The 19,151-nt window shown below is 33.9% G+C and carries 20 protein-coding genes; 4 read left to right on the top strand and 16 right to left on the bottom strand.

What is annotated here, in order from left to right:
• Nucleotides 1-9: 9 nt before the first annotated feature.
• The 3 genes from NYG92_RS07040 to NYG92_RS07050 are packed head-to-tail and all read right to left on the bottom strand — an operon-like array spanning nt 10 to nt 2,986.
• The gene (locus tag NYG92_RS07040) at nt 10-2,094 is read right to left on the bottom strand and encodes an AAA family ATPase (protein WP_289233950.1); all 2,085 of its coding nucleotides are present in this window, start codon (nt 2,092-2,094) and stop codon (nt 10-12) included.
• Nucleotides 2,091-2,381 (bottom strand): ATP-dependent Clp protease adaptor ClpS, encoded by a 291-nt coding sequence (locus NYG92_RS07045; protein WP_027303697.1) that lies wholly within the window; start codon nt 2,379-2,381, stop codon nt 2,091-2,093. Before NYG92_RS07045 ends, NYG92_RS07040 begins: the two co-directional genes overlap by 4 nt.
• On the bottom strand, nt 2,381-2,986 hold the full coding sequence (locus NYG92_RS07050) for a thioredoxin domain-containing protein (protein ID WP_289233951.1): 606 nt from the start codon (nt 2,984-2,986) through the stop codon (nt 2,381-2,383). Before NYG92_RS07050 ends, NYG92_RS07045 begins: the two co-directional genes overlap by 1 nt.
• 221 nt (nt 2,987-3,207) lie before the next feature.
• Here NYG92_RS07050 and NYG92_RS07055 point away from each other — a divergent pair, with 221 nt between their 5' ends.
• Genes NYG92_RS07055 through NYG92_RS07065 form a run of 3 tightly spaced genes read left to right on the top strand, consistent with a single transcriptional unit; the run spans nt 3,208 to nt 4,234 of the window.
• Nucleotides 3,208-3,399, top strand: coding sequence for a hypothetical protein (locus NYG92_RS07055; protein ID WP_270977660.1), 192 nt, complete (start codon nt 3,208-3,210; stop codon nt 3,397-3,399).
• Nucleotides 3,400-3,410: 11 nt separating this feature from the next.
• Nucleotides 3,411-3,533 carry a hypothetical protein gene (locus NYG92_RS07060; RefSeq protein WP_270977661.1) on the top strand — a complete coding sequence of 41 codons (123 nt, stop codon included), beginning with the start codon at nt 3,411-3,413 and terminating at the stop codon, nt 3,531-3,533.
• 35 nt (nt 3,534-3,568) lie between these two features.
• Nucleotides 3,569-4,234, top strand: coding sequence for a hypothetical protein (locus NYG92_RS07065; RefSeq protein WP_289233952.1), 666 nt, complete (start codon nt 3,569-3,571; stop codon nt 4,232-4,234).
• Nucleotides 4,235-4,300: 66 nt separating this feature from the next.
• Here the strand turns inward: NYG92_RS07065 and NYG92_RS07070 are convergent, their stop codons facing one another.
• The 12 genes from NYG92_RS07070 to NYG92_RS07125 form a co-directional block, all read right to left on the bottom strand.
• Nucleotides 4,301-5,326: a putative sulfate exporter family transporter gene (locus NYG92_RS07070; RefSeq protein WP_289233953.1), complete on the bottom strand. Its 1,026-nt coding sequence runs from the start codon at nt 5,324-5,326 to the stop codon at nt 4,301-4,303.
• A 10-nt stretch (nt 5,327-5,336) separates the two neighbouring features.
• Nucleotides 5,337-5,789, bottom strand: a complete 453-nt coding sequence (gene smpB, locus NYG92_RS07075) for an SsrA-binding protein SmpB (protein ID WP_027303700.1) — start codon at nt 5,787-5,789, stop codon at nt 5,337-5,339.
• Nucleotides 5,786-6,547 carry a 4-(cytidine 5'-diphospho)-2-C-methyl-D-erythritol kinase gene (locus NYG92_RS07080; RefSeq protein WP_289233954.1) on the bottom strand — a complete coding sequence of 254 codons (762 nt, stop codon included), beginning with the start codon at nt 6,545-6,547 and terminating at the stop codon, nt 5,786-5,788. Before NYG92_RS07080 ends, smpB begins: the two co-directional genes overlap by 4 nt.
• Nucleotides 6,544-6,771: a carbon storage regulator gene (locus NYG92_RS07085; RefSeq protein ID WP_004275052.1), complete on the bottom strand. Its 228-nt coding sequence runs from the start codon at nt 6,769-6,771 to the stop codon at nt 6,544-6,546. Before NYG92_RS07085 ends, NYG92_RS07080 begins: the two co-directional genes overlap by 4 nt.
• The gene (truB, locus tag NYG92_RS07090; protein WP_289233955.1) at nt 6,765-7,583 is read right to left on the bottom strand and encodes a tRNA pseudouridine(55) synthase TruB; all 819 of its coding nucleotides are present in this window, start codon (nt 7,581-7,583) and stop codon (nt 6,765-6,767) included. Before truB ends, NYG92_RS07085 begins: the two co-directional genes overlap by 7 nt.
• Nucleotides 7,580-9,613, bottom strand: a complete 2,034-nt coding sequence (locus tag NYG92_RS07095; RefSeq protein ID WP_289233956.1) for an ATP-dependent helicase — start codon at nt 9,611-9,613, stop codon at nt 7,580-7,582. The genes truB and NYG92_RS07095 overlap by 4 nt, the downstream gene beginning before the upstream one ends.
• Complete coding sequence (locus NYG92_RS07100; protein WP_270977672.1) at nt 9,610-10,041, bottom strand: hypothetical protein; 432 nt, start codon at nt 10,039-10,041, stop codon at nt 9,610-9,612. Before NYG92_RS07100 ends, NYG92_RS07095 begins: the two co-directional genes overlap by 4 nt.
• Nucleotides 10,035-11,759 (bottom strand): M3 family oligoendopeptidase, encoded by a 1,725-nt coding sequence (locus tag NYG92_RS07105; RefSeq protein WP_289233957.1) that lies wholly within the window; start codon nt 11,757-11,759, stop codon nt 10,035-10,037. The genes NYG92_RS07100 and NYG92_RS07105 overlap by 7 nt, the downstream gene beginning before the upstream one ends.
• A gap of 1 nt (nt 11,760) precedes the next feature.
• Complete coding sequence (locus tag NYG92_RS07110; RefSeq protein ID WP_027303706.1) at nt 11,761-12,645, bottom strand: aspartate carbamoyltransferase catalytic subunit; 885 nt, start codon at nt 12,643-12,645, stop codon at nt 11,761-11,763.
• Nucleotides 12,646-12,656: 11 nt separating this feature from the next.
• The gene (sstT, locus tag NYG92_RS07115; protein ID WP_289233958.1) at nt 12,657-13,871 is read right to left on the bottom strand and encodes a serine/threonine transporter SstT; all 1,215 of its coding nucleotides are present in this window, start codon (nt 13,869-13,871) and stop codon (nt 12,657-12,659) included.
• Between the two features lie 213 nt (nt 13,872-14,084).
• Nucleotides 14,085-16,415 carry a GmrSD restriction endonuclease domain-containing protein gene (locus NYG92_RS07120; RefSeq protein WP_289233959.1) on the bottom strand — a complete coding sequence of 777 codons (2,331 nt, stop codon included), beginning with the start codon at nt 16,413-16,415 and terminating at the stop codon, nt 14,085-14,087.
• Nucleotides 16,416-16,428: 13 nt separating this feature from the next.
• A complete protein-coding gene (locus NYG92_RS07125) occupies nt 16,429-18,261 on the bottom strand; it encodes a DUF262 domain-containing protein (protein WP_289233960.1) in 1,833 nt (610 codons plus the stop codon).
• Nucleotides 18,262-18,421: 160 nt separating this feature from the next.
• Here NYG92_RS07125 and NYG92_RS07130 point away from each other — a divergent pair, with 160 nt between their 5' ends.
• Nucleotides 18,422-18,856: a hypothetical protein gene (locus NYG92_RS07130; protein ID WP_027303710.1), complete on the top strand. Its 435-nt coding sequence runs from the start codon at nt 18,422-18,424 to the stop codon at nt 18,854-18,856.
• 57 nt (nt 18,857-18,913) lie between these two features.
• Here NYG92_RS07130 and NYG92_RS07135 read toward each other — a convergent pair whose 3' ends face one another.
• Nucleotides 18,914-19,051 carry a globin family protein gene (locus NYG92_RS07135; protein WP_289233961.1) on the bottom strand — a complete coding sequence of 46 codons (138 nt, stop codon included), beginning with the start codon at nt 19,049-19,051 and terminating at the stop codon, nt 18,914-18,916.
• Nucleotides 19,052-19,151 lie beyond the last annotated feature (100 nt).

Raw genomic sequence — 19,151 nt, forward strand, 5'->3', positions numbered from 1 at the left:
TTTTATCCTTTATCTTAAAATAATCTTATTATTTTGATCTAAATCTATCTTGATTTTCGCACCTTCTTTAAGCTCTTTGCGTAAAATTTTTTCACTCAATTTTGCTCCGATTTCATCTGCTATAATGCGTTTTAAAAGCCTTACGCCAAATTCCTTTTGATACGCCTTTTTTGCTAAATATACTTTAGCCGCTTTTGTCGCATTTAGGCTGATGTTTTTAAGATTTTTAGAAAGCTCACTTAGCTCTTTTTGGACGATTTTTTCTAAAATTTCATCATTAAGTTCATTAAAATGCAAAATTTTATCAATTCTATTAATGAATTCTGGTGCGAAAAAATCCTTAATAGCACGATTTGTTTTTTCTTCATTTTTGCTTAAAAAGCCAAGCTCATTACTCTCTTTAAGTCCCAAATTTGAAGTCATTACAATGATAGTGTTTTTAAAATCGACCTTCAAGCCGCTATTATCCGTAAGCATAGCATTATCAAAAATTTGCAAAAAAGTATTAGTTAAATCAGGATGTGCCTTTTCTATCTCATCAAAAAGCACGAGAGAGAAAGGATTTTTACGCACAGCATTGCTTAAAAGCCCCCCATCTTCATAGCCCACATAGCCAGCTGGGGAGCCGATGAGTTTGCTTAGGGCGTGTTTTTCGGCATATTCGCTCATATCAAAGCGTTCTAAATGAAGTCCCAAAAATTCAGCGATTTTTTTACAAAGTTCAGTTTTGCCCACTCCACTTGAACCTGTAAAAAGGAAAACTCCTCTAGGGCTATTTTCACCCTTAAAACCCACATAACCTTGCTTTAAGGTTTCACAAAGATTATCAATCACGCTATCTTGTCCAAAAATTTGCGTTTTTAAATTTGCATTAAGACTTAAAAGAGCTTTATTTTGATTAAATTCAAAAATTTTATGCGTGTGAGTCATTTTAGCTACGATTTCATTTAAATCTTTTAAATTTGGCTTTTTCTTTGTTTTTAACGCAAAGGAAGCTCCAAGCTCGTCAATAAGATCAATGGCACTATCAGGTAAGAATTTATCCGCAAAAAATTTCTTTCCAAGCTCTATACTTTCTTTTAAAAGCTCATCGCTTAATTTAATATGATGAAAATTTTCATATTTTTCTTTAAGTCCCTTTAGTATGAGAAAGCACTCCTGCTTACTTGGCTCATCAACGCTAATTTTAGCAAAGCGGCGGGAAAGGGCTTTATTTTTCTCAAAGCTGTTTTTATACTCCATAAAGGTAGTCGCACCTATACATTTTAAATTGCCATTGCTAAGGGCTGGTTTTAGCAAATTAGAAAAGTCAGTATGTCCCTCACCTGTAGCCCCAGCTCCTACTATAGTATGAATTTCATCGATAAATAAAATCGCCCCCTCAATCTGCATTAAACCTTCGATAATCTCCTTAATCCTACGCTCAAAATCGCCGCGGTATTTCGTGCCTGAAAGAAGTCCTGTAAGATCAAGGCTAAAAATCTTAGCATTTTTTAATTTATCAGGCACTAAGCCTTGTGAAATTTTTAGAGCTAAACCCTCAACAATAGCAGTTTTACCGACACCTGCTTCACCAATTAAGATAGGATTATTTTTTTTACGGCGTAATAAAATTTGCATCATTCTCTCAAGCTCAAAATCACGCCCAATTAAAGGGTCGATTTTACCCTCACTTGCCAAAGCATTAAGATTGATAGTATAATTTAAAAGAGGATTTTGACTCTTAGGATTATCTACTTTTAAGCCGTGCTTTTTTAATAAATACGCACTAAAAGAACGCCCATCTTTCAAAAGCTCCTCAATAAACTCCATCACATCAACTTGTGAATTTTTCGCCAAAAGCTCTTCTAAAACAACGGAAAATTCAGGCTTAACTTCTGTCCCTAAATTTTCATTTTTGGAGGCTAAATGATTTTTAAGCTCCCTTTCTAAAAGCAAAAAATCACCATCTCCACATTTCTTAAATAAATCTTTAAAATCGTGGCTTAATTTAAGCAAAATAAAAAGCAAATGCTCACAAGTAACAAATTCGTGGTGATTGATAAAGCTTAGATGTTTAGCATTGTCTAAAAATTCGTTTATTTTTTCGTTCATTCTTCCTCCACTCTACTTTGCAAAGGAAATTGTGCCTCTTTTGCCATATTTTGCACTTTTTTTTGCTTAGAAAGGGCTATTTCTTGCGTGTAAATTCCACACACTCCACTTCCCTCACAATGAATTTTTAGCATAATTTCATTTGCCTTTGTAAAACTATGAAAAAACACATGCATTAAAACCTCAATCACAAAATCCATAGTTGTAACATCGTCATTTAAAAGCACGACCTTATACATTTTTGGTTCTTGCAAATGCTCTTTTTGCAGACTTTCAAGCTTTTCCATTATAAAATTCCTTTTAAAATCGTATTAATATCCTCTTGTATTAGCTCACTTGGCACTTTACCGAGATAAAACTGAACCTTTTTGCCTTTATTCCAAAAGTCGCTTACATTTTGATACACTCCATCTTTTAAAACGACTTTAAAAGGCAATAATTCCATATTTTGATAAGATATATCCTTTAAAATTTGTGCAATTAGTCTGTCTTTTTCTTTAGAATTGCTTAAAAAATAAAAAGCATTATAATCTTTAGCAAATTTCAAAACCTCTTCATCACTGACCTCTTCAAAATGGCTTAAGCCTATAATGACAAAATGCTTAGAATTATTTTGCCACAATTTACTAAGCTCCAATGCTTCTTCCTTGCAAGGCTGACAAAAAGTGCCAAAAAAATCAAACATTAAAATTTTATCCTCTTCCCCCTCGATAACAAAGCCTTTTTCCTTACGCACAAAGGTTTTTTCCCCTCCATTAACACTTCTTAAAAGCACCTTTTCCCCAAGTGCAAATTCTTTAAAATCCAATTCATTTTTAACATCTTCACTCGCACAAGCCATAAAGAGAAATGCGATTAAAAAAGCTGAAAAAATAATTCGTATTTTTTGCATTTTAATTCCTCATAATAAAATGAAGCCCATTATATCGTAAAAAGCTTATTTTAAAATGCGAAAAACTTTATTTGCAAATCAATTTTCAAATTAACTCACATTAACGACAAATATTGATGGATGTAACTTAAAGTTACACCAATGCCTACTATTTATTGACATTTGCTTTTAATTATCTAAAAAAGAGTGATAATTAAAAAATTCAACACAAAGGAGTAGCAATGAAAAATTTTGATCCTTATGATGAAAAAATCATCTTTTCTCAACTTAGCATCCTTATCAATGGGCTTGATTGCTCTAAGCAGAGTTTAGAGCAGCACAAAGAGCAAGAAGGCATAGTCTATGCTAAGGATAAAGAGAGTATCCAATCATCTAGCACGGATAAAAAATCTCCTTTGCAGGGAAGATTCTAAATGGTGGAATCTTGCAGCAAGATGGAAGTTATTTAAGTGATGATAGGGAGTTTATATATAGCCTTGATACAAGCAGCGGAGCGGGGCTTTTGCGTATCACTTCTGTGTGTAAAAAACAAGCTTTACGCTTATAAATTTTTCGCAAAAAAATTGTGATTTTGGAATCTATTTGCGTGAGAAGCCTTACAAAGAGCTTGGCTTTGTGTATTGTAATACTTTTAGTGTGCATTCCTACATTAAGGCTTTTAAAGAAATCGCTCCTTATATCACAAAGAGGATCTATAAGGCAGGGCATTTAACAAAAGCGGTTGTTAATGATTATAAGAGTGAAAAAATCAATGTTTTAGGTCCTTTTTATGATGATAGGAGTTTTACAAAAAGTGTTCAAAACATCCCTATGAATTTAGAAAATCTTTATTTGCTAAATGATGCGATGATTGAGAGTATGCGGTATTTCACAAAGGATAATGGGCTAGCAAAAGAGCTTTATATCTTTGGCGGAAATCCCACTCCTTTGGATAAATTTCGTGCGGATTTGGTGGTCAAAACGATGAAAAATCTCAATCACAATATCACACAAGGTAAGCAAGAGCAAGCTATCAACCAAGTTGTGTTTCATAGCTTTGCTTTGGGTGAAGAAGTGGCGTTTTTACAAGAATTAAGTAAAGATAGTGGTGGGAAGTATTATCGAGTAAATTCTACGCTAGAATTTAAAAGAGCATTATTAACTCATCTTGATAATGGCAAAATGCCTAGCCCCAAAGAGCTGGGCGATGATGCAAGGATTTTACCCATCACACCAGAGAAAATCCACGATGATAATCCACCATGCTAAAATAAAGCACTAGAATTCTAGTGCTTTTATGGGAGGGGAAATTAAAATTAATTTTTGTTTTAATATCTATACAAAATAATACACAAGCAAAAAGCCGCCCAAAATTAAAATTAAAAACAAAATAAAAGCGAGTAAAAATGCCTTTGTGCCACTTTCTAAAAAGCTTTTAAAATCCACTTGAAGTCCTAAAGCACTCATAGCCATTACCAAAAAAAAGCTAGATAAAAATTTAAAAAACTCCACAAGCTCCGCAGGCAAAGTTATAAAAGAGTGCAATGCCACAACGCCTAAAAACCAAAAGGCAAACCAAGGTATATGAAGCTTCCTACGCTCTCCCTCTTTGCTCTGTGCGAAAAAATAAGGCACGATAAGTAAAACAGCTACAAGTAAAATAACGCGTATCATTTTGACGATTAAAGCGACTTCTTGCGTGTGAGGAGAAATAGCTCCTGCCGCACCCACGACATTTGCTAATTCGTGCAGGGTAAGTCCTATAAAATAGCCTTCTTGAGTGTGAGTAAAGGAGGGCAAATCAAAAGAGTAAAATAAAGGATATAAAAACATACCCAAAAGTCCAAAAAGCACCACAGTTCCAACGGCTATGACGCCTTTGTAAGGCTTAGATTTAATTGAAGATTCCAAAGCTAAAACCGCTGCTGCTCCGCAAATAGCACTCCCTGCACTAACCAAAATAGCGATTTCTCTATCAAGCTTTAAAATTTTTACACCAATAAGATAACCAAGCCATAAAATTCCAACAACCACGATAAGACTAAGTAAAATTCCACTCAAGCCCACAGAAGCAATACTACCAAGTGTAACATTAAAGCCAAAAAGTATAATCCCAAGCCTTAAAAGCTTTTTAGCACTAAAAATGACTGCTTTTTCACAACTTTTCTTAGAAGCTCTAAATAAAGGTGCCGCAACTATACCAAGCAAAACGCTTAAAATTAAAGGCGATAAATGAAGACTTTTTACCCACGGTAAAAAGCTCACATAATAACTCGCAAAACTCACCAAAAGCACCAATACAAAGCCGTTCATATAGACTTCGCTCTGCTTTAAAATGATATTTTTTAAATTTTTCACCATATAAACTTTCTCATTTATAATTTTTCATCGCCATTTTAGCATCTAAATCGGCTTGCTTTTTCTTCAAAACCTCTCTTTTATCGTGTAAGGTTTTGCCTTTGGCAAGAGCTAGAGTTAATTTTGCTTTATTTTTAGCATTAAAATACAAATCCAAAGCTACCAAAGTATAGCCCTCAACGCTTACTTTGCCGAGCAATTTATCAATTTGCTTTCTATGCATCAAAAGCTTTCTAGCGCCTCTTTCTTCGTGTCTATAAAAGCTATGAGTTGTGCTAAGTAAGGAAATATGAGCATTTAGCAAAAAAAGCTCTCCTCTAATAATACGCACAAAAGAATCTTTTAAATTCGCTCTACCCGCTCTTAAAGCCACTACTTCACTACCCTTTAGCACAATACCCGCTTCAAAACGCTCGATAATATGATAATCAAACAAAGCCTTTTTATTTCTAGCGATTATTTTCATACTTTAGCCTTAAAAACACTACTTCCACTTCCGCTTAAAAAATAGCCTTTTTCTAAAAATTCACTCATCTTAGGATAGAGTCTCACACAGGGTGCAAAAAGATCATTAAGCCTTAAATTTTCATATTCTAAAAGCTCTTTTGTGCTTAATTTTTCATAAATTTTAGCCTCTTTTAAGGCTTGATTAAAATCACTTTTTTGCTTGTCAAATTCCTTATAAACCTTAGCCGTTTCACAAGCGATATTTGGAAAGTGAAGTTCAAATGGGGCTAATTCATCTTCAAATTCTTCAATCACTTCACCACAGCCCTTTACATTAGCGCTTTTTGCTTCGCTTAAGAAAAACGCCACATCAGCACCTAATCGAACGCTAAGTTGTATCAATCTTTCTTTAGAAATTTTTAAATTTAGCTCTTCGTTCATCATCTTTAAAAACCCTGCCGCATCGCTACTTCCACCCCCAAGTCCAGCACAAGTTGGGATATTTTTAATCAGCTTTAAACTTTTTTTACTAAAAAATTCTTTAAGCTCATTTTCAAAGCCTTCCTTACAAAGCAAATGATAAGCTTTATTGATAATATTATCCTCGCACTTAAAATCGCTAATAAGCTCAAAGCCTTCCTTTTGCTTTTCATCAATTAAAATAAGTTCATCATAAAGCGTATCTAAAAGCACAAAACGCGAATTTAAAAGATGATAGCCCCTATTATCAAGCCCTATAATTTTTAAAAAAATATTGACCTTAGCTTTGGCTTTCATTGCTTAAGCTTTTTGCTTAAATCGTCAAGTTTAATTTCATTTTGAGCGACAGAGTGTAAATTTTCGTCTTTGATTTGCATAATTAATTCTTTTCTTAAAATCAATAAAGACCTAGGGGCTTCAATGCCTATTTTAGCGTAGCCTTTGCCTGTTTGAACGATTTTGATTTCTATATCCTCGCCTATTTGTAAGCTTTGCCCTTCTTTTCTCGATAAAATCAACATTTTTCAACCTTATTTAAGATATATTCTACTTTTTTATGATTTATTTTTATAATGGAAAAAAATTTTTCATCTTCTAAAAAATACTCTCCATCCTCTCCAATTTCAAGTTCATCTAAAGCAATTTTCGTGCCATTTTCAAGCTTACTTAAATCTTTTAGAGAATTTTTTTTAAGATTTAAATATTCTAACACATTTAAACTTTTTTCATCATTATAAAAAAATTTTCCCTCACTCAAACGCTCCAAAGAGCTTAAAGTCGCATTGATTTTAAGCTTTTGTGCTAAAAGCTCACACCAAGATCTCACATAAGCTCCTTCGCTTAATTTTAATTCCACGCTTAAAAAGGGGTGAGTGTAGTGCAAGATTTCATAAGAAAAAACCTGCATTTTACACTTTTTAAGTGGGATTATTTCTCCTTTTTTTGCAAATTCATAAGCTCTTTTTCCCTCTATTCTTTTGGCACTAAATTGCGGTGGGAAAAAAGAAATTTCCCCCAAAAGCTCCTCACAAGCCTCTTGAATTTGCTTATAATCAAAGGGCTTTAAAAGACGGACTTCTTTGATATTTTGCGTATCAAGACTTAAGGATTTGACCCCCAGCCAAAGCGTAGCACGGTAGCTTTTTGGGCTTTTATCTAAAAAGCGGAAAAGCTTAGTGTATTGATTAAAAGCTACGATTAAAACACCCTTTGCAAAAGGATCTAAAGTGCCAGAATAGCCCGCCTTTTTGACTTTATATTTTTTTTTAATTTGACTTAAAAAAGCATTTGAGCTAATTTGGGCGGGTTTATAAGCAACAAAGAGCCTATTCATACCGCTCTTTCGACATAAGAATCAAGTATAATTCTTTCAATACCACCAAAATTAATGCTTAATCTATCTTTATTAATCCCCACAATTCTCCCCACTCCAAAAATTTTATGTCGCACTAAATCGCCCTTTTTAAATCCCTCTTCCATTTTCATTTCTTCATTAAGCACTCCACTTTCTTCCAAAAAACAGCTTTTTTGTAAATACGCTCTACTTCCTTGATGAAAACGCGAATTGACATAACTTAAACATAATCTTTTTTTTGCTCTAGTAAAAGCCACATAAGCCAAACGCCTCTCCTCTTCTATATTATCATAGCCCACAGGGAAAAAGCCCATTTCTAAGCCTATAACAAAAACATAGTCAAATTCCAAGCCCTTGCTTGTATGCACACTCATAATGCAAATGCCATTATTTGCTTTATCTTGCTCACTTAAAAGTGAAATTTCACTTAAAATCGTTTCTAAATTTTCAATATTTTCATTATTAATTCTATCTTTTAAACTTGCGCAAAATTCGTTAATATTTGCTATTTTATCCTCACCATCGTTTTGTTTTTCGTAATAATCCTTAAATTTAAATTTTTCATCAAGCCCATCAATTAAATCTTTTAAATTTGAAAGCTCTCTCAAGCTTTTAATATTTTCTACAAAATCACACAATTCATTTTGCAATTTTTGACTAAAAGCACCACTCCCTTCCAAATTACACAAGGCTTCAAAAAGTGAAATTCGATGCTTTAAGGCGTGATTTTCTAGCTTTTGAAGTGCCACCTCTCCAAAACCTCGTTTAGGTCTATTAATAATGCGTTTGAAGGAAAAATCGTCTTCTAAATTATTAATAAGTCTAAGATAGGCGATTAAATCTTTTATCTCCGCTCTTTCATAAAAACGCATTCCGCTTAATAAAAGATAAGGAATTTGCTCTTTCATTAATGCTTCCTCCAAAGCACGAGAAAGAGCATTAACGCGAAATAAAACGGCAATTTCGTCCGCTTTAACGCCCTGCTTTAAGAGAGATTTGATTTTCTTTACGACCATAGCACTTTCTTCTCTCTCATCTTCACAGGCACAAATTTCAATCTCCTCCCCCTCATCTTTAGTGCAAATTAAAGTCTTGCCTAGTCTTTTTTGATTATGTGAGATTAACTCATTTGCCGCTTTTAAAATCGTGCCGACAGAGCGGTAATTTTGCTCTAATTTCACTAACTTAACATTTTCAAATTCATTTTGAAAATTAAGGATATTTTCGACCTTAGCTCCCCTCCAGCTATAAATACTTTGATCATCATCACCTACTACGCAAAGATTTTCGTGGCTTTTACAAAGACTTTTTAAAATTTGATGTTGCAAAAAATTCGTATCTTGATACTCATCAACCATAATGTAGCGATAAATTAAGCTCTGTTTTTTTGCAAATTCCTCATCTTCAAGTAAAAAACAAGTCAGCAAAAGCAAATCGTCAAAATCGACAAAATTATATTTTAAAAGATAAGCTTGATAATTTTTATAATAAGTCGCAAGCTTAAAGACTTTCTCATATTCTTGCCCTTCTTTTTTCAGCTTTTTCGCTTCTTCAAAAACATCTTCTACGCCAAAAGCCATATTTTTAAAGCGTGAAATTTCACTCATAATAAAACTTATACTATCCTTTTCCGCTCCTATGATTTCTTTAAGAATTTTTTTAACATCATCGCTGTCAATCACTACAAAATCATTTTTTCGACCAAGCCTTGCAATGTGAAGTCTTAAAAACATCAATCCAAATTTATGAAAAGTGCAAAGTAAAGGCATAGCTTCTTTATCTCTAATCAGCTCCAAAGCTCTAGTTTTCATCACCATAGCAGCCTTATTAGTAAAAGTAAGCGTTAGGGTGCTTTGTGCTGGAATTCCCACCTCATCGATAAGATAAGCAAGACGCGTTGTGATAGTCTTAGTCTTACCACTTCCAGCCCCTGCTAAAATAAGCATAGCTCCGTCTATATGCCTCACTGCTTCTTTTTGGCTTTCATTGAGACTTTGTAAAATTTTCATTGAAATAAGTCTTTATTGTTTTTCAAAAAGATATTTTTGGAATTTTTAATATTTTCTTCGTCTGTTTTACCCTTATAGATACTAAAATTGACAAAAATAATGGTATTTTCAATTTGAATTTGCGTAATGGCTCCCAAATCCACACTTACATAAGTCGCAAAATCATCAGCCCCAAAACCCGCGTGAAAATACAAACGATCCTTATTAAGCTCCATTGACTCAAAGGTATAACCCGCTAAAGCAAACATTACGAAAGGATTATTTTTAAGGCTTAATTCTTCGGGTAATTCAGGCTCAAATTTAACAAATTGCATATTTGCCACTATGGAAAATTCTATCTTTTCTTCCTGCAAAAATTGAAGCACCTCAAAACAATGCTCTCTCATTAAACTAACAAATTTTTGATTTTTTAAAATTGTCTCTAGCATTTTAAAGCCTTTATTTTAAATTCCTTTAATAATTTTTCAATCTCACAAATGCCAAATTGCCAAAAATTTTCATCTTCTACATCAAAGCCGAAAACGCTTATCAATTCCTTAGGACTAACACTTCCGCCACGAGAAAGCATTTTGATGTAAAGCTCTTTAAAATTCTCACATTTACCACTTTTATAAAGTCCATAAAGTGCCAAAACCAAAAGCTGGGCGTAAGAATAAGCATAGCAATAAAAAGGAGAGTGGATAAAATGCGGGATATAGCTCCACCAAGAAGCATAATTTTTAGTGAGTTTGACGCTTTTGCCAAACATTTTAGCCGATTCTTCCATCCAAATGGCATCAATTTGCTCTTTTTTTAGCTCATTTTCTTCTTTATGAACGCGTCTTTCAAAACAAGTAAAGCTAATCTGCCTATAAAGTGTCGCAAAAATATCTTCAATTTTAGCTGCATAAAGGGCGATTAATTCTTCATTTTTAAGCTTATTTTTTACATAATCAAACACAAGCATTTCGGCAAAAACGGACGCCGTTTCAGCTGTGGTTAAAGGCGTGTTTTGATTTAAAAAGCTTACCTTATAAGAAAGCTTTTGGTGTATGGTATGTCCTAATTCGTGTGCTAGAGTGAAAAGGTCGCGACGTTGATTAGTGAAATTTAATAGCACAAAAGGATGTGCTGTGGAGGTCGCAGAGTGTGAAAAAGCACCTCCTTGCTTATTTTTTTGAGGATATACATCAATCCAGCCTCCCTCAAAAGCCTCTTTTGCTATATTTTCAAACCTAGAATCAAAGCTCTTAAACGCCTTTAAAACAATTTCTTTACTTTCCTCAAAGCTAAAATTTGCCTCCTTACCCAAAGGAGCATACCTATCATAATCTTTAAGCTCCTTAAAGCCTAAAATTTGCTTTTTAAGCAAATAAAAATCTTCGACCAAATGATAGCTTTTCTCCGCACTCAAAATAAGTGCATCAACGCTTTTTTGTGAAATTTGATTACTTAAATGTCTTGGCGTTTCAGCACTTTCATAGCCTCTTAGATGACAAATGTTTTTAAGTTCTGTTTTTATCATATTAAAAATAAAATTCAACAAAGAAGCATTTTTCTTTAAAGCTTTTGTAAAGCTTTTTGCTGCCTTTTTGCGCACCTTACGCTCACTATGATAAAGCTTACTTAAAATTTCTTCTTCGCTTAGTTTTTGACCTTCAAAATTAATCCTCAAAGCACTCATGCTCTCATCAAAAAGCCTAGAAAAAGCATTTGCACCCGTATTTGAGAGATAAAGTAAAATGCGTTCTTCTTTTTGACTAAGATTAAATTCTTTATTCTTCAAAAGGGTTTCTAAATAAAAACGATAATCCTCGCAAAAAGCCACAAATTCACTACTTTTTAAGGTTTCCAACTCACAAAATTCTAATTCAAAAAAGAGTAAATTCTCCTCTATTTTTTTACACTTTTCCTCATATCTTGCATAAAAATCGCCATTTGAAGTATTTTTAGCAAAACATAAATAAGCATAAGTCATTATTTTTGTGGCATTTTCATTTAAATTTTCATATTGTTTTAAGCTGATTAAAAATTCTTCCTTACTTAAATGAGCTATTTTTTTTTCATATTTTTGCTTAAATTCCTCTGCTTGTCTTATATTTTCACAAGTAAAAGCCTCAAGTTCCTCTTCATTTTTAAATAAAGCACTTAAATCCCACTCCAACATCTCATTTCTCCAAAATTAATTTTTTTAAAATCGCCATCCTTATCGCTACACCATTTTTAACTTGCTTTAAAACAAGACTTTGTGAGCTAGCCATCACTTCATCACTTAAATCAATATTTCTATGCACGGGTCCAGGATGTAAAATGATAAGCTTAGGATTTTTAGCTAATAAATTTGAACGAATACAAAAATCATTAGCATAATCTTTCAAGGAAGCATAAATCGCCTTTTGGTGTCTTTCTGTTTGCGTTCTCAAACTCATAATGATATCCGCTTCTTTGACTAATTTTTCGCTTAATTCATAAGAGCTTTTAAGTGAAGTTTTAGGCATAAAATGTGGCGGTGCAACTAAAGTGATGTCAAGTCCAAAACGCCCTAAAAGTTCTATATTTGAAGCAGCAACACGCGAATTTTTTACATCACCCACGATGAGAATTTTTCTTCCCACAATATCGTCTTTAAAATGCTCTTTAATGGTAAATAAATCAAGCAAAGCCTGACTAGGATGAGCGTGCTTTCCGTCTCCTGCGTTTAAAACGGGACAATGTAAGTGTTTAGCTAAAAGATAAGGCACACCTGAGTGCTGATGCCTTACTATAATAGCGTGAGGTCCCATAGCGTCCAAATTTGCTGCCGTATCATAAAGCGTTTCGCCCTTGCTTGAGCTTGACCTTGAAACATCTAGTCTTAAAACCCTAGCTCCAAGCCTTCTAGCCGCACTTTCAAAGCTTGATAGCGTTCTAGTGGAATTTTCAAAAAATATAGTCGTTACACTTTTTCCTTCAAGCAAAACTCTAGGCTTTTCATCTAAAAATTCACGCGCATCTTCAAAAAGCGCTTCAATCTCGCCCCTATCAAAATCCCTAGTCGTAATCAAATGCTTCATACTATCCCACTTTATAAACGCAAATCATCTTTTGAACAAATCGCCGTAAAAAGCACATCGGTAGAGCTATTAAGTGCGGTTTCAACACTATCTTGTATCACACCTATGATAAAGCCTATCGCCACGATCTTCATTGCCACATCATAATTGATATTAAACAAAGAACAAGCAAGAGGGATTAAAAGCAGTGAGCCACCCGCCACTCCACTAGCTCCGCACGCTGCAAAAGTTGCGATAATGCTCAGTAAAAAAGCTTGAAAAAAATTAACCTCAATCCCAACGGTATAAGCTGCCGCAAGGCTCAAAACTGCTATGGTAACAGCCGCACCGCCCATATTAATAGTCGCTCCAAGCGGGATAGAAATGCTATAAAGCTCTTTGTCAATGCCAAGTTTAGCACAAAGTGCCATATTTACAGGGATATTTGCCGCTGAACTACGCGTGAAAAAAGCAAAAAACGCACTTTCTCTAAGGCAAATAAAAATGAGTGGGAAAGGGTTTTTACGCGTATAAATGAAGACAATTAAGGCATTAATTACAAAAACTACAAAAAGCATAGTCCCCACCAAAACAAGCAAAAGTTTTGCATAGCTGATAAGCCCCGCCGCACCCGTGCTAGCAACGGAATTTGCCACCAAGCCAAAAATTCCAAAAGGAGCCAATTTGACAATAAATTGCACGATTTTTAAAACACCCTCATTAATATCCACAAAAACTTGTTTTGCCTCTTTTGAGCAGTGTCTAAGTGCCACTCCCCCAGCAATAGCCCAAGCTAAAATTCCCAAATAATTCCCACTTGAAAGAGCGTTTATAGGATTATCTACGATTTTTAAAATCAAATCTTTAAAAATTTCACTCATAAAAGCAGGAGAGCTTTGTGAAGCTTTTTCCACACCTTCTAAAACAAGCTCTGTTGGCGCCAAAAAGCTTATCCCAACAGCACAAGCAGAAGCTAAAAATGTTCCTACAATGTATAAAAAAGCGATATTTTTCATTTTTGCACTTTTTTGTGTGAAATCTTTCGTGCAAATGGAAGTTAAAATAAGAATGAACACAAGCATAGGTGCGATAGCCTTAAGCGCACTAGTAAATAAAATTCCTAAAAAATTTGCCACCACAGCTACATCTTTAGACAACAAACCCACAAAAATTCCAAGCACTATACCAACGCAAATTTGCAAGATTAAATTTCCCTTAGAATAGCTCTGCATAAGTTTAGCAAACATTTCATCTTCCTTAACAAATCGAAATTATAGCACAAAAGTGCTTAACTATGTTAAAGGATTAAAGCAAGGAAGGTTTTAAAGATATTTTATAAAGACAAAAGCTTTATAAAAAACCTACCAACTACTGCTTACAAGCTCGTATCGTTTTGATTTAAACTTATTTAAAAATTTACAAGAAAGCCCAAGCTAGTAAGTAAGGGCTAGGACTTTGTTTTAGTTAGGATTGTTAGAGCTTTTAAATAAGTCAATAAGTGTTTCTATAATGTCTTTGTGGTCTGTGAGTGAGATTGTAAAGTTTTTGTTACTAGGTTTCAGTGATGATTTCTCTAAAGCCTTTTTATACTCATCACTAAGGGGCGTTAGCACAAAGCTATTATTTTCGCATCGTATTTCGTATTGGTCTTTGATTGCTACAAAATGCCCTTTACTTTGGATATTTTCCCCTGTCTCATAATATGCTTCAAAGCCCTTTTCCTTCAGTTTGATTTCTACAACTTCTAAAAATGGATTATGCGTGCCTTTTTGCGGATTCTCGCCACTTGCCTTACCCTCCGCGGATTTGTAATTAACAAGTCTATATATTTCTAGCGTATCTGCTTTTTCACATCGCCAAGTAAAGACATTATGATTCTCTTTAAAAAAGATCTTGCTGTATTTGATGAAATAATACTGCCATTGATATGGTGCAAATTTTTTACACAGCTCATCGCTACTTTTTATTCCATTTTTAAACATAGCCTGAAAAGCATTTTTTACACTATCGTTATTTTTACAATTTTGTGTCAGCATAATATGCCAAGCCTCTGTGTCGCCAAAGAGAAATTTACCCTTATCATAAGTCCGACCTAACCAAAAATTACAATTAAATCTGTGATAAATAAGATTAGCGATAATGCGATGTGTGGGCGTTGTGTTTAAGATAGTTTTAGCATTTTCTAGCATTGCTTTATCAATTTCATCTAAAGGCTCTTTCCCATTTGCTTTATTTTCACCAAGCAAAAGTCGCATATCCCCTTTGAAATATCGATGATTTTCAAATTTTCGCATAATCTCATCTTTAGTTGTTATATCATTATCACAAATCTTCACACATTCTACGATATGCTTTCCCATATCATCTTGTATTGTGCTTTTATAGAATAATGCACCACTAGATAAGTCCCTTTGCTTCTCGCAATAGTTTCTTATCTCACGCAGTTTGTCAATCTTATTTTTGTCCTGCTTTTTCATAAGAGAGATAAGAGCAAAAAGATAGAGAGCGTCTTTTTTACTCAAATATTCATCTTGCACCATTGCAGCAAAAAGCTCTTTTCCGCTTGTAATTTCATTGGAATTTTTTGTATCTTTTTTATCAAAAATACAAACTTTATCCCCTACGCTTTCGCCTATTGTTGTAGTAAAGTTTATAAAAATCTTTTCTGCTTCATCTTTTATCTTGTCAAAGTTATCAAAAACATAGATAAGAATCTCTAGTTCTTCTTGTGTTTCAAAAATTTTATACATACTATGAATGTTTTGTGTTTGGGTAGAATCTTTGATTTTGCCTTGACTAGATTTTGCTTCATCATTATTTGATTCAGTTTGACTAAAATGCACCTTATCCCAATCAAATGAGCTTTTTTCATTTTCATTTGCTTTGTAATAAAGCATTTCGCATAGATATTTGATAATGTTTAGCATATAGCTTTGTGCTGTCTCTATACGCTCCATTTGCTTCTCTTCGCCCTGATATTTCACATAGTTAAACAAAGTCTCTAGCCATTCATTATCAAGCTTTTGTGAAATCTCTTTACAATATTCGCCAAACTTCTCACCCAAAAAGCCTTCAAATGCTGCCTTAAAATTTTCCCATTCACTAAGTGGCGCACCTCTAGCATTCATTTTGATATATAGCTCATCATCTAGCCCAAAATCTTTAATCTCAATCAAAGAAAAAGTAAGCTTATCTAAATTGTTATATAAACGCTCTAGCGTGAGAGTATCTAGGCTAGATTTGCTCGCTTGTGTATGGATAGAATCCAGCATTGTAAGCATAGATTGTATAGTGGGGTCTTGCTCCCAAAAGGGTAGAAACCACGCTTGATCTTTGATAGTTGTAGATAGGATTGTTTCATTACTCTTACTTTTCTTTTTCTCCTGTATTTGTGCTAATGCTTCTTGCATTGCTTGGTAAAACTTCTGCGTATTCTCACTCAAAGCCTTGCAAAATTCCCTTGAGCTAGAACGAGTCTCATAAGTGAAGTTTGCTAGATAGGATTCTGTCGTATTATTTTGCATTGCGATATACCAATGCAAAAGATAGAGAGTTGTGAGCCTTTGCTGCCCATCAAGGGGGATAAAATCATTACCATTTTTTACGCTTCCATAGACAAACTGCAAATGTAGCGTTTTATCATTTTTTAAGGACTCAAATAAATCTTTCACAAATTTTTCTCTTATCTTTTGTGCGTTTTTTCTGCCTTGTGCGTAGTCGCGTTGGATTCTAGGGATTTTGATCGTGTATTTTTGTGTTAGGGCTTTAAACGATATTGCTTGTGTATCCATTTGCTATCCTTATTTAAGATTTTTTAGGGAATAGATACTCTTGTATCTTATCAATGATTGCTTTTTGATAGTCTTTGCTATCTTGCTCACTCCAAAAGAGTGCTTGAGAGATATTCTGCTCTTTTGTATAGTATTTTAAAAATACATTGCGTGTGCAAAGGGGGATAAACTTGCCCTTTTGCTCTAGCTCTTTTATCCTTTGTTGCTTCATTGCAAAGACAGCATTGCTAAGAGAGATATTCTCGCTCTTGCCAAGCAAGGTTAGATTGCCTATTGTGTGTAGTTCCTCGCCTTTAAATATCTCAAAGACATCATTGACACATTTCTTAAAATCTTTAGCTTCACTATCGTCTAGCTTCTCATTTTTTTCTTTTTTATTTTCCACTTTGTTTAGCAAATTTAGCACTTTTTCTAAGGTTTGTGGTATTGCTTTAATCTTAGGCGATGATTCCTTATCGCTTTGCTCCGCATTTTGTATGTTTGCAATATCTTTGGCGTTGTTAAGAATCTGCTTGGCGATTTGTAGCCATTCTTTTGCTTTATTTGTGGATTTTATATTTTTTGCTTCATCTTGCTGGGCGTGGATATGCTCAAGCTCCCATTTTTTGTCTTTGTATATATCAAAGCTAAAGCGGAGCTGTGAGTCTATGTAAGAAAGCATATTAAAGAGTAGTAAAATGGATTTTAGCTTGCTGCTATCATCGCCATATTGTAAAGATGACACTGCTTTTTGAAACTCATCGCCGCTTTTTTTATCTGTAATTTTACCTGTAATTTTTTCTTTTATCGTTTTTTCTATAAACTCACTTTTTGTTTGTTTTTTCGCTAAATTATATAGACCTGCTAGGCTTTCATTTTGAGTAAGTAAAAAGCCGATGAGATGATAGTGTTTTGAGTCTTTATACCACGATGTAAGGGTAAGAAAGATTTTTTTAATCTCCTGCCAAAAGCACTCTTTGGGATTTTCTTTAGAATCCACTTTTGAATCTGTAAGCTTATCTTGTATAAACTCAAACACGGCGTGGGATTTATCTTTTTTATCACACACTTCATCACCACAATATATCTCAAATAGCAGTAAAATCCTTGTGTCATAACTCTTTTTATCCTTGACTAAAAAGCTAAAAAACTCATCATCTTGCAGGGCATATTCCATAGAATCCCACTCTTTTGTAATCTCTATCTGCCGCAATTCTTGTGTGTCTTTTGCTTCATCTTTTAATAAAAGTTGTGCTTTGATAAGCTCGGCATCATTTAGCGGGATTTTTCCGCTATTGACATTTGCAAAAAGATCTGTTTCATCCTCTTTACTTTCATACCAAATCACGCCGACATATTTTTCTTTTTCGCTCGTTTTGTCTGCTAGGAGCAGCCTTTTTATCGCTTCTTTTTTGCTATTATTATCAAACCACTTTTCAATCGTGTTGTAAGCATTTTGCATAAAGTAATAATCCATACCTTTAAATGTGGCATTATCGCTAGAACCTTCGTTTTCACGCCCTAAAGTTTTTAAAAACTCCGTGCTATCCCCTCTTGTTTCATACTCTATCGTGCATTTTACGCTTAAGTCTAGCACCTTAGCGATAAGATAGAGAGTCGTAAGCCTTTGTTGCCCATCAATGACATTGTATTTGTCATCAACTTTTTGCACCATAATGGGTTGTAGGCAATAAAACTTCGCTTGTTCTTGTGAGTCTAAAAACTCTTTCAAATCATCAAGCAGGGCATTTACCTGCTGCGTTTTCCACTTATAGCCCCGTTGATAGCTTGGGATATGGTAGTTTATCTTATCATTACTGCCTATCAAAAGCAATTCTTTAATTGTTTTTATATTATTACTCATCATAGCTCCACTCAACTATATACAAACCTATAGCTCATTGTATATCATAAAAATAAACATATCTTTAAACTCAAAAAATATTAAGATTATCCATGTTACAATTCCCATCTAAATTCTAAGAAAGTTATCTTCATCAATAACATTAAAAACTTAAAGGATTAAAATGCCTATTGCTTGTGAAACTATCCAAGAATATACCCTTTCAATCAATAAAAAGTCTTTTTGGCTTTGCTTCAATGAGGTCTATAACCGTGCTTATATCTATAAAGAATACAAGGAAGGAAAAAACCCATTTGATAAAAAACATACTGATAATAAGGCACGGGAAGAATTTTTACAATTTATGAAAACGCACTTTCCCAAAACAAGCTTAACGATGGTTTTTGACACTGCACCTGTTGGATATTTACTATACCCTTACCTTGGAAGTATAGCTGTAGATTGTGATGAAAATGATGCAGTCTATAAAGCTTTGAGTGAAAAATATGAGTTAGAAAATAGCGTACCTAAATCCTTAAATGCAGTTTTTTACGAAATGAGCGTTGATGTTGCTAAAAAAATTTGTGATGATAGACGCGATGAATTTGAAAATTTTTAAATCTTACTTAAATATCACAAAAGTATGCAAGGCTATCATTTAATTTCTCTCATTACATTAGCGGACACATTTACTCTCATACAGCACATATTGAAATCTTTGTGCTATCATTTCAGCTCTTTGAAAAATCAGTCTTTGATGCTCTGGCTCTTTATAAACGCATTCTAAACTTTCTTTAAAAAGCTTAAGCCACACAGCAAAAAGCTCTCTAGGAAAAGGTGCTAAACAATATGCGTTCGCATAGGATTTCCTTTAAAATTTCCACTTCCTAGCAATAAACCCTCCCAAAAATTTG

Origin of the sequence: Campylobacter felis, from assembly GCF_030250085.1 — a bacterium.
In the GTDB taxonomy this organism is placed as follows: domain Bacteria; phylum Campylobacterota; class Campylobacteria; order Campylobacterales; family Campylobacteraceae; genus Campylobacter_D; species Campylobacter_D upsaliensis.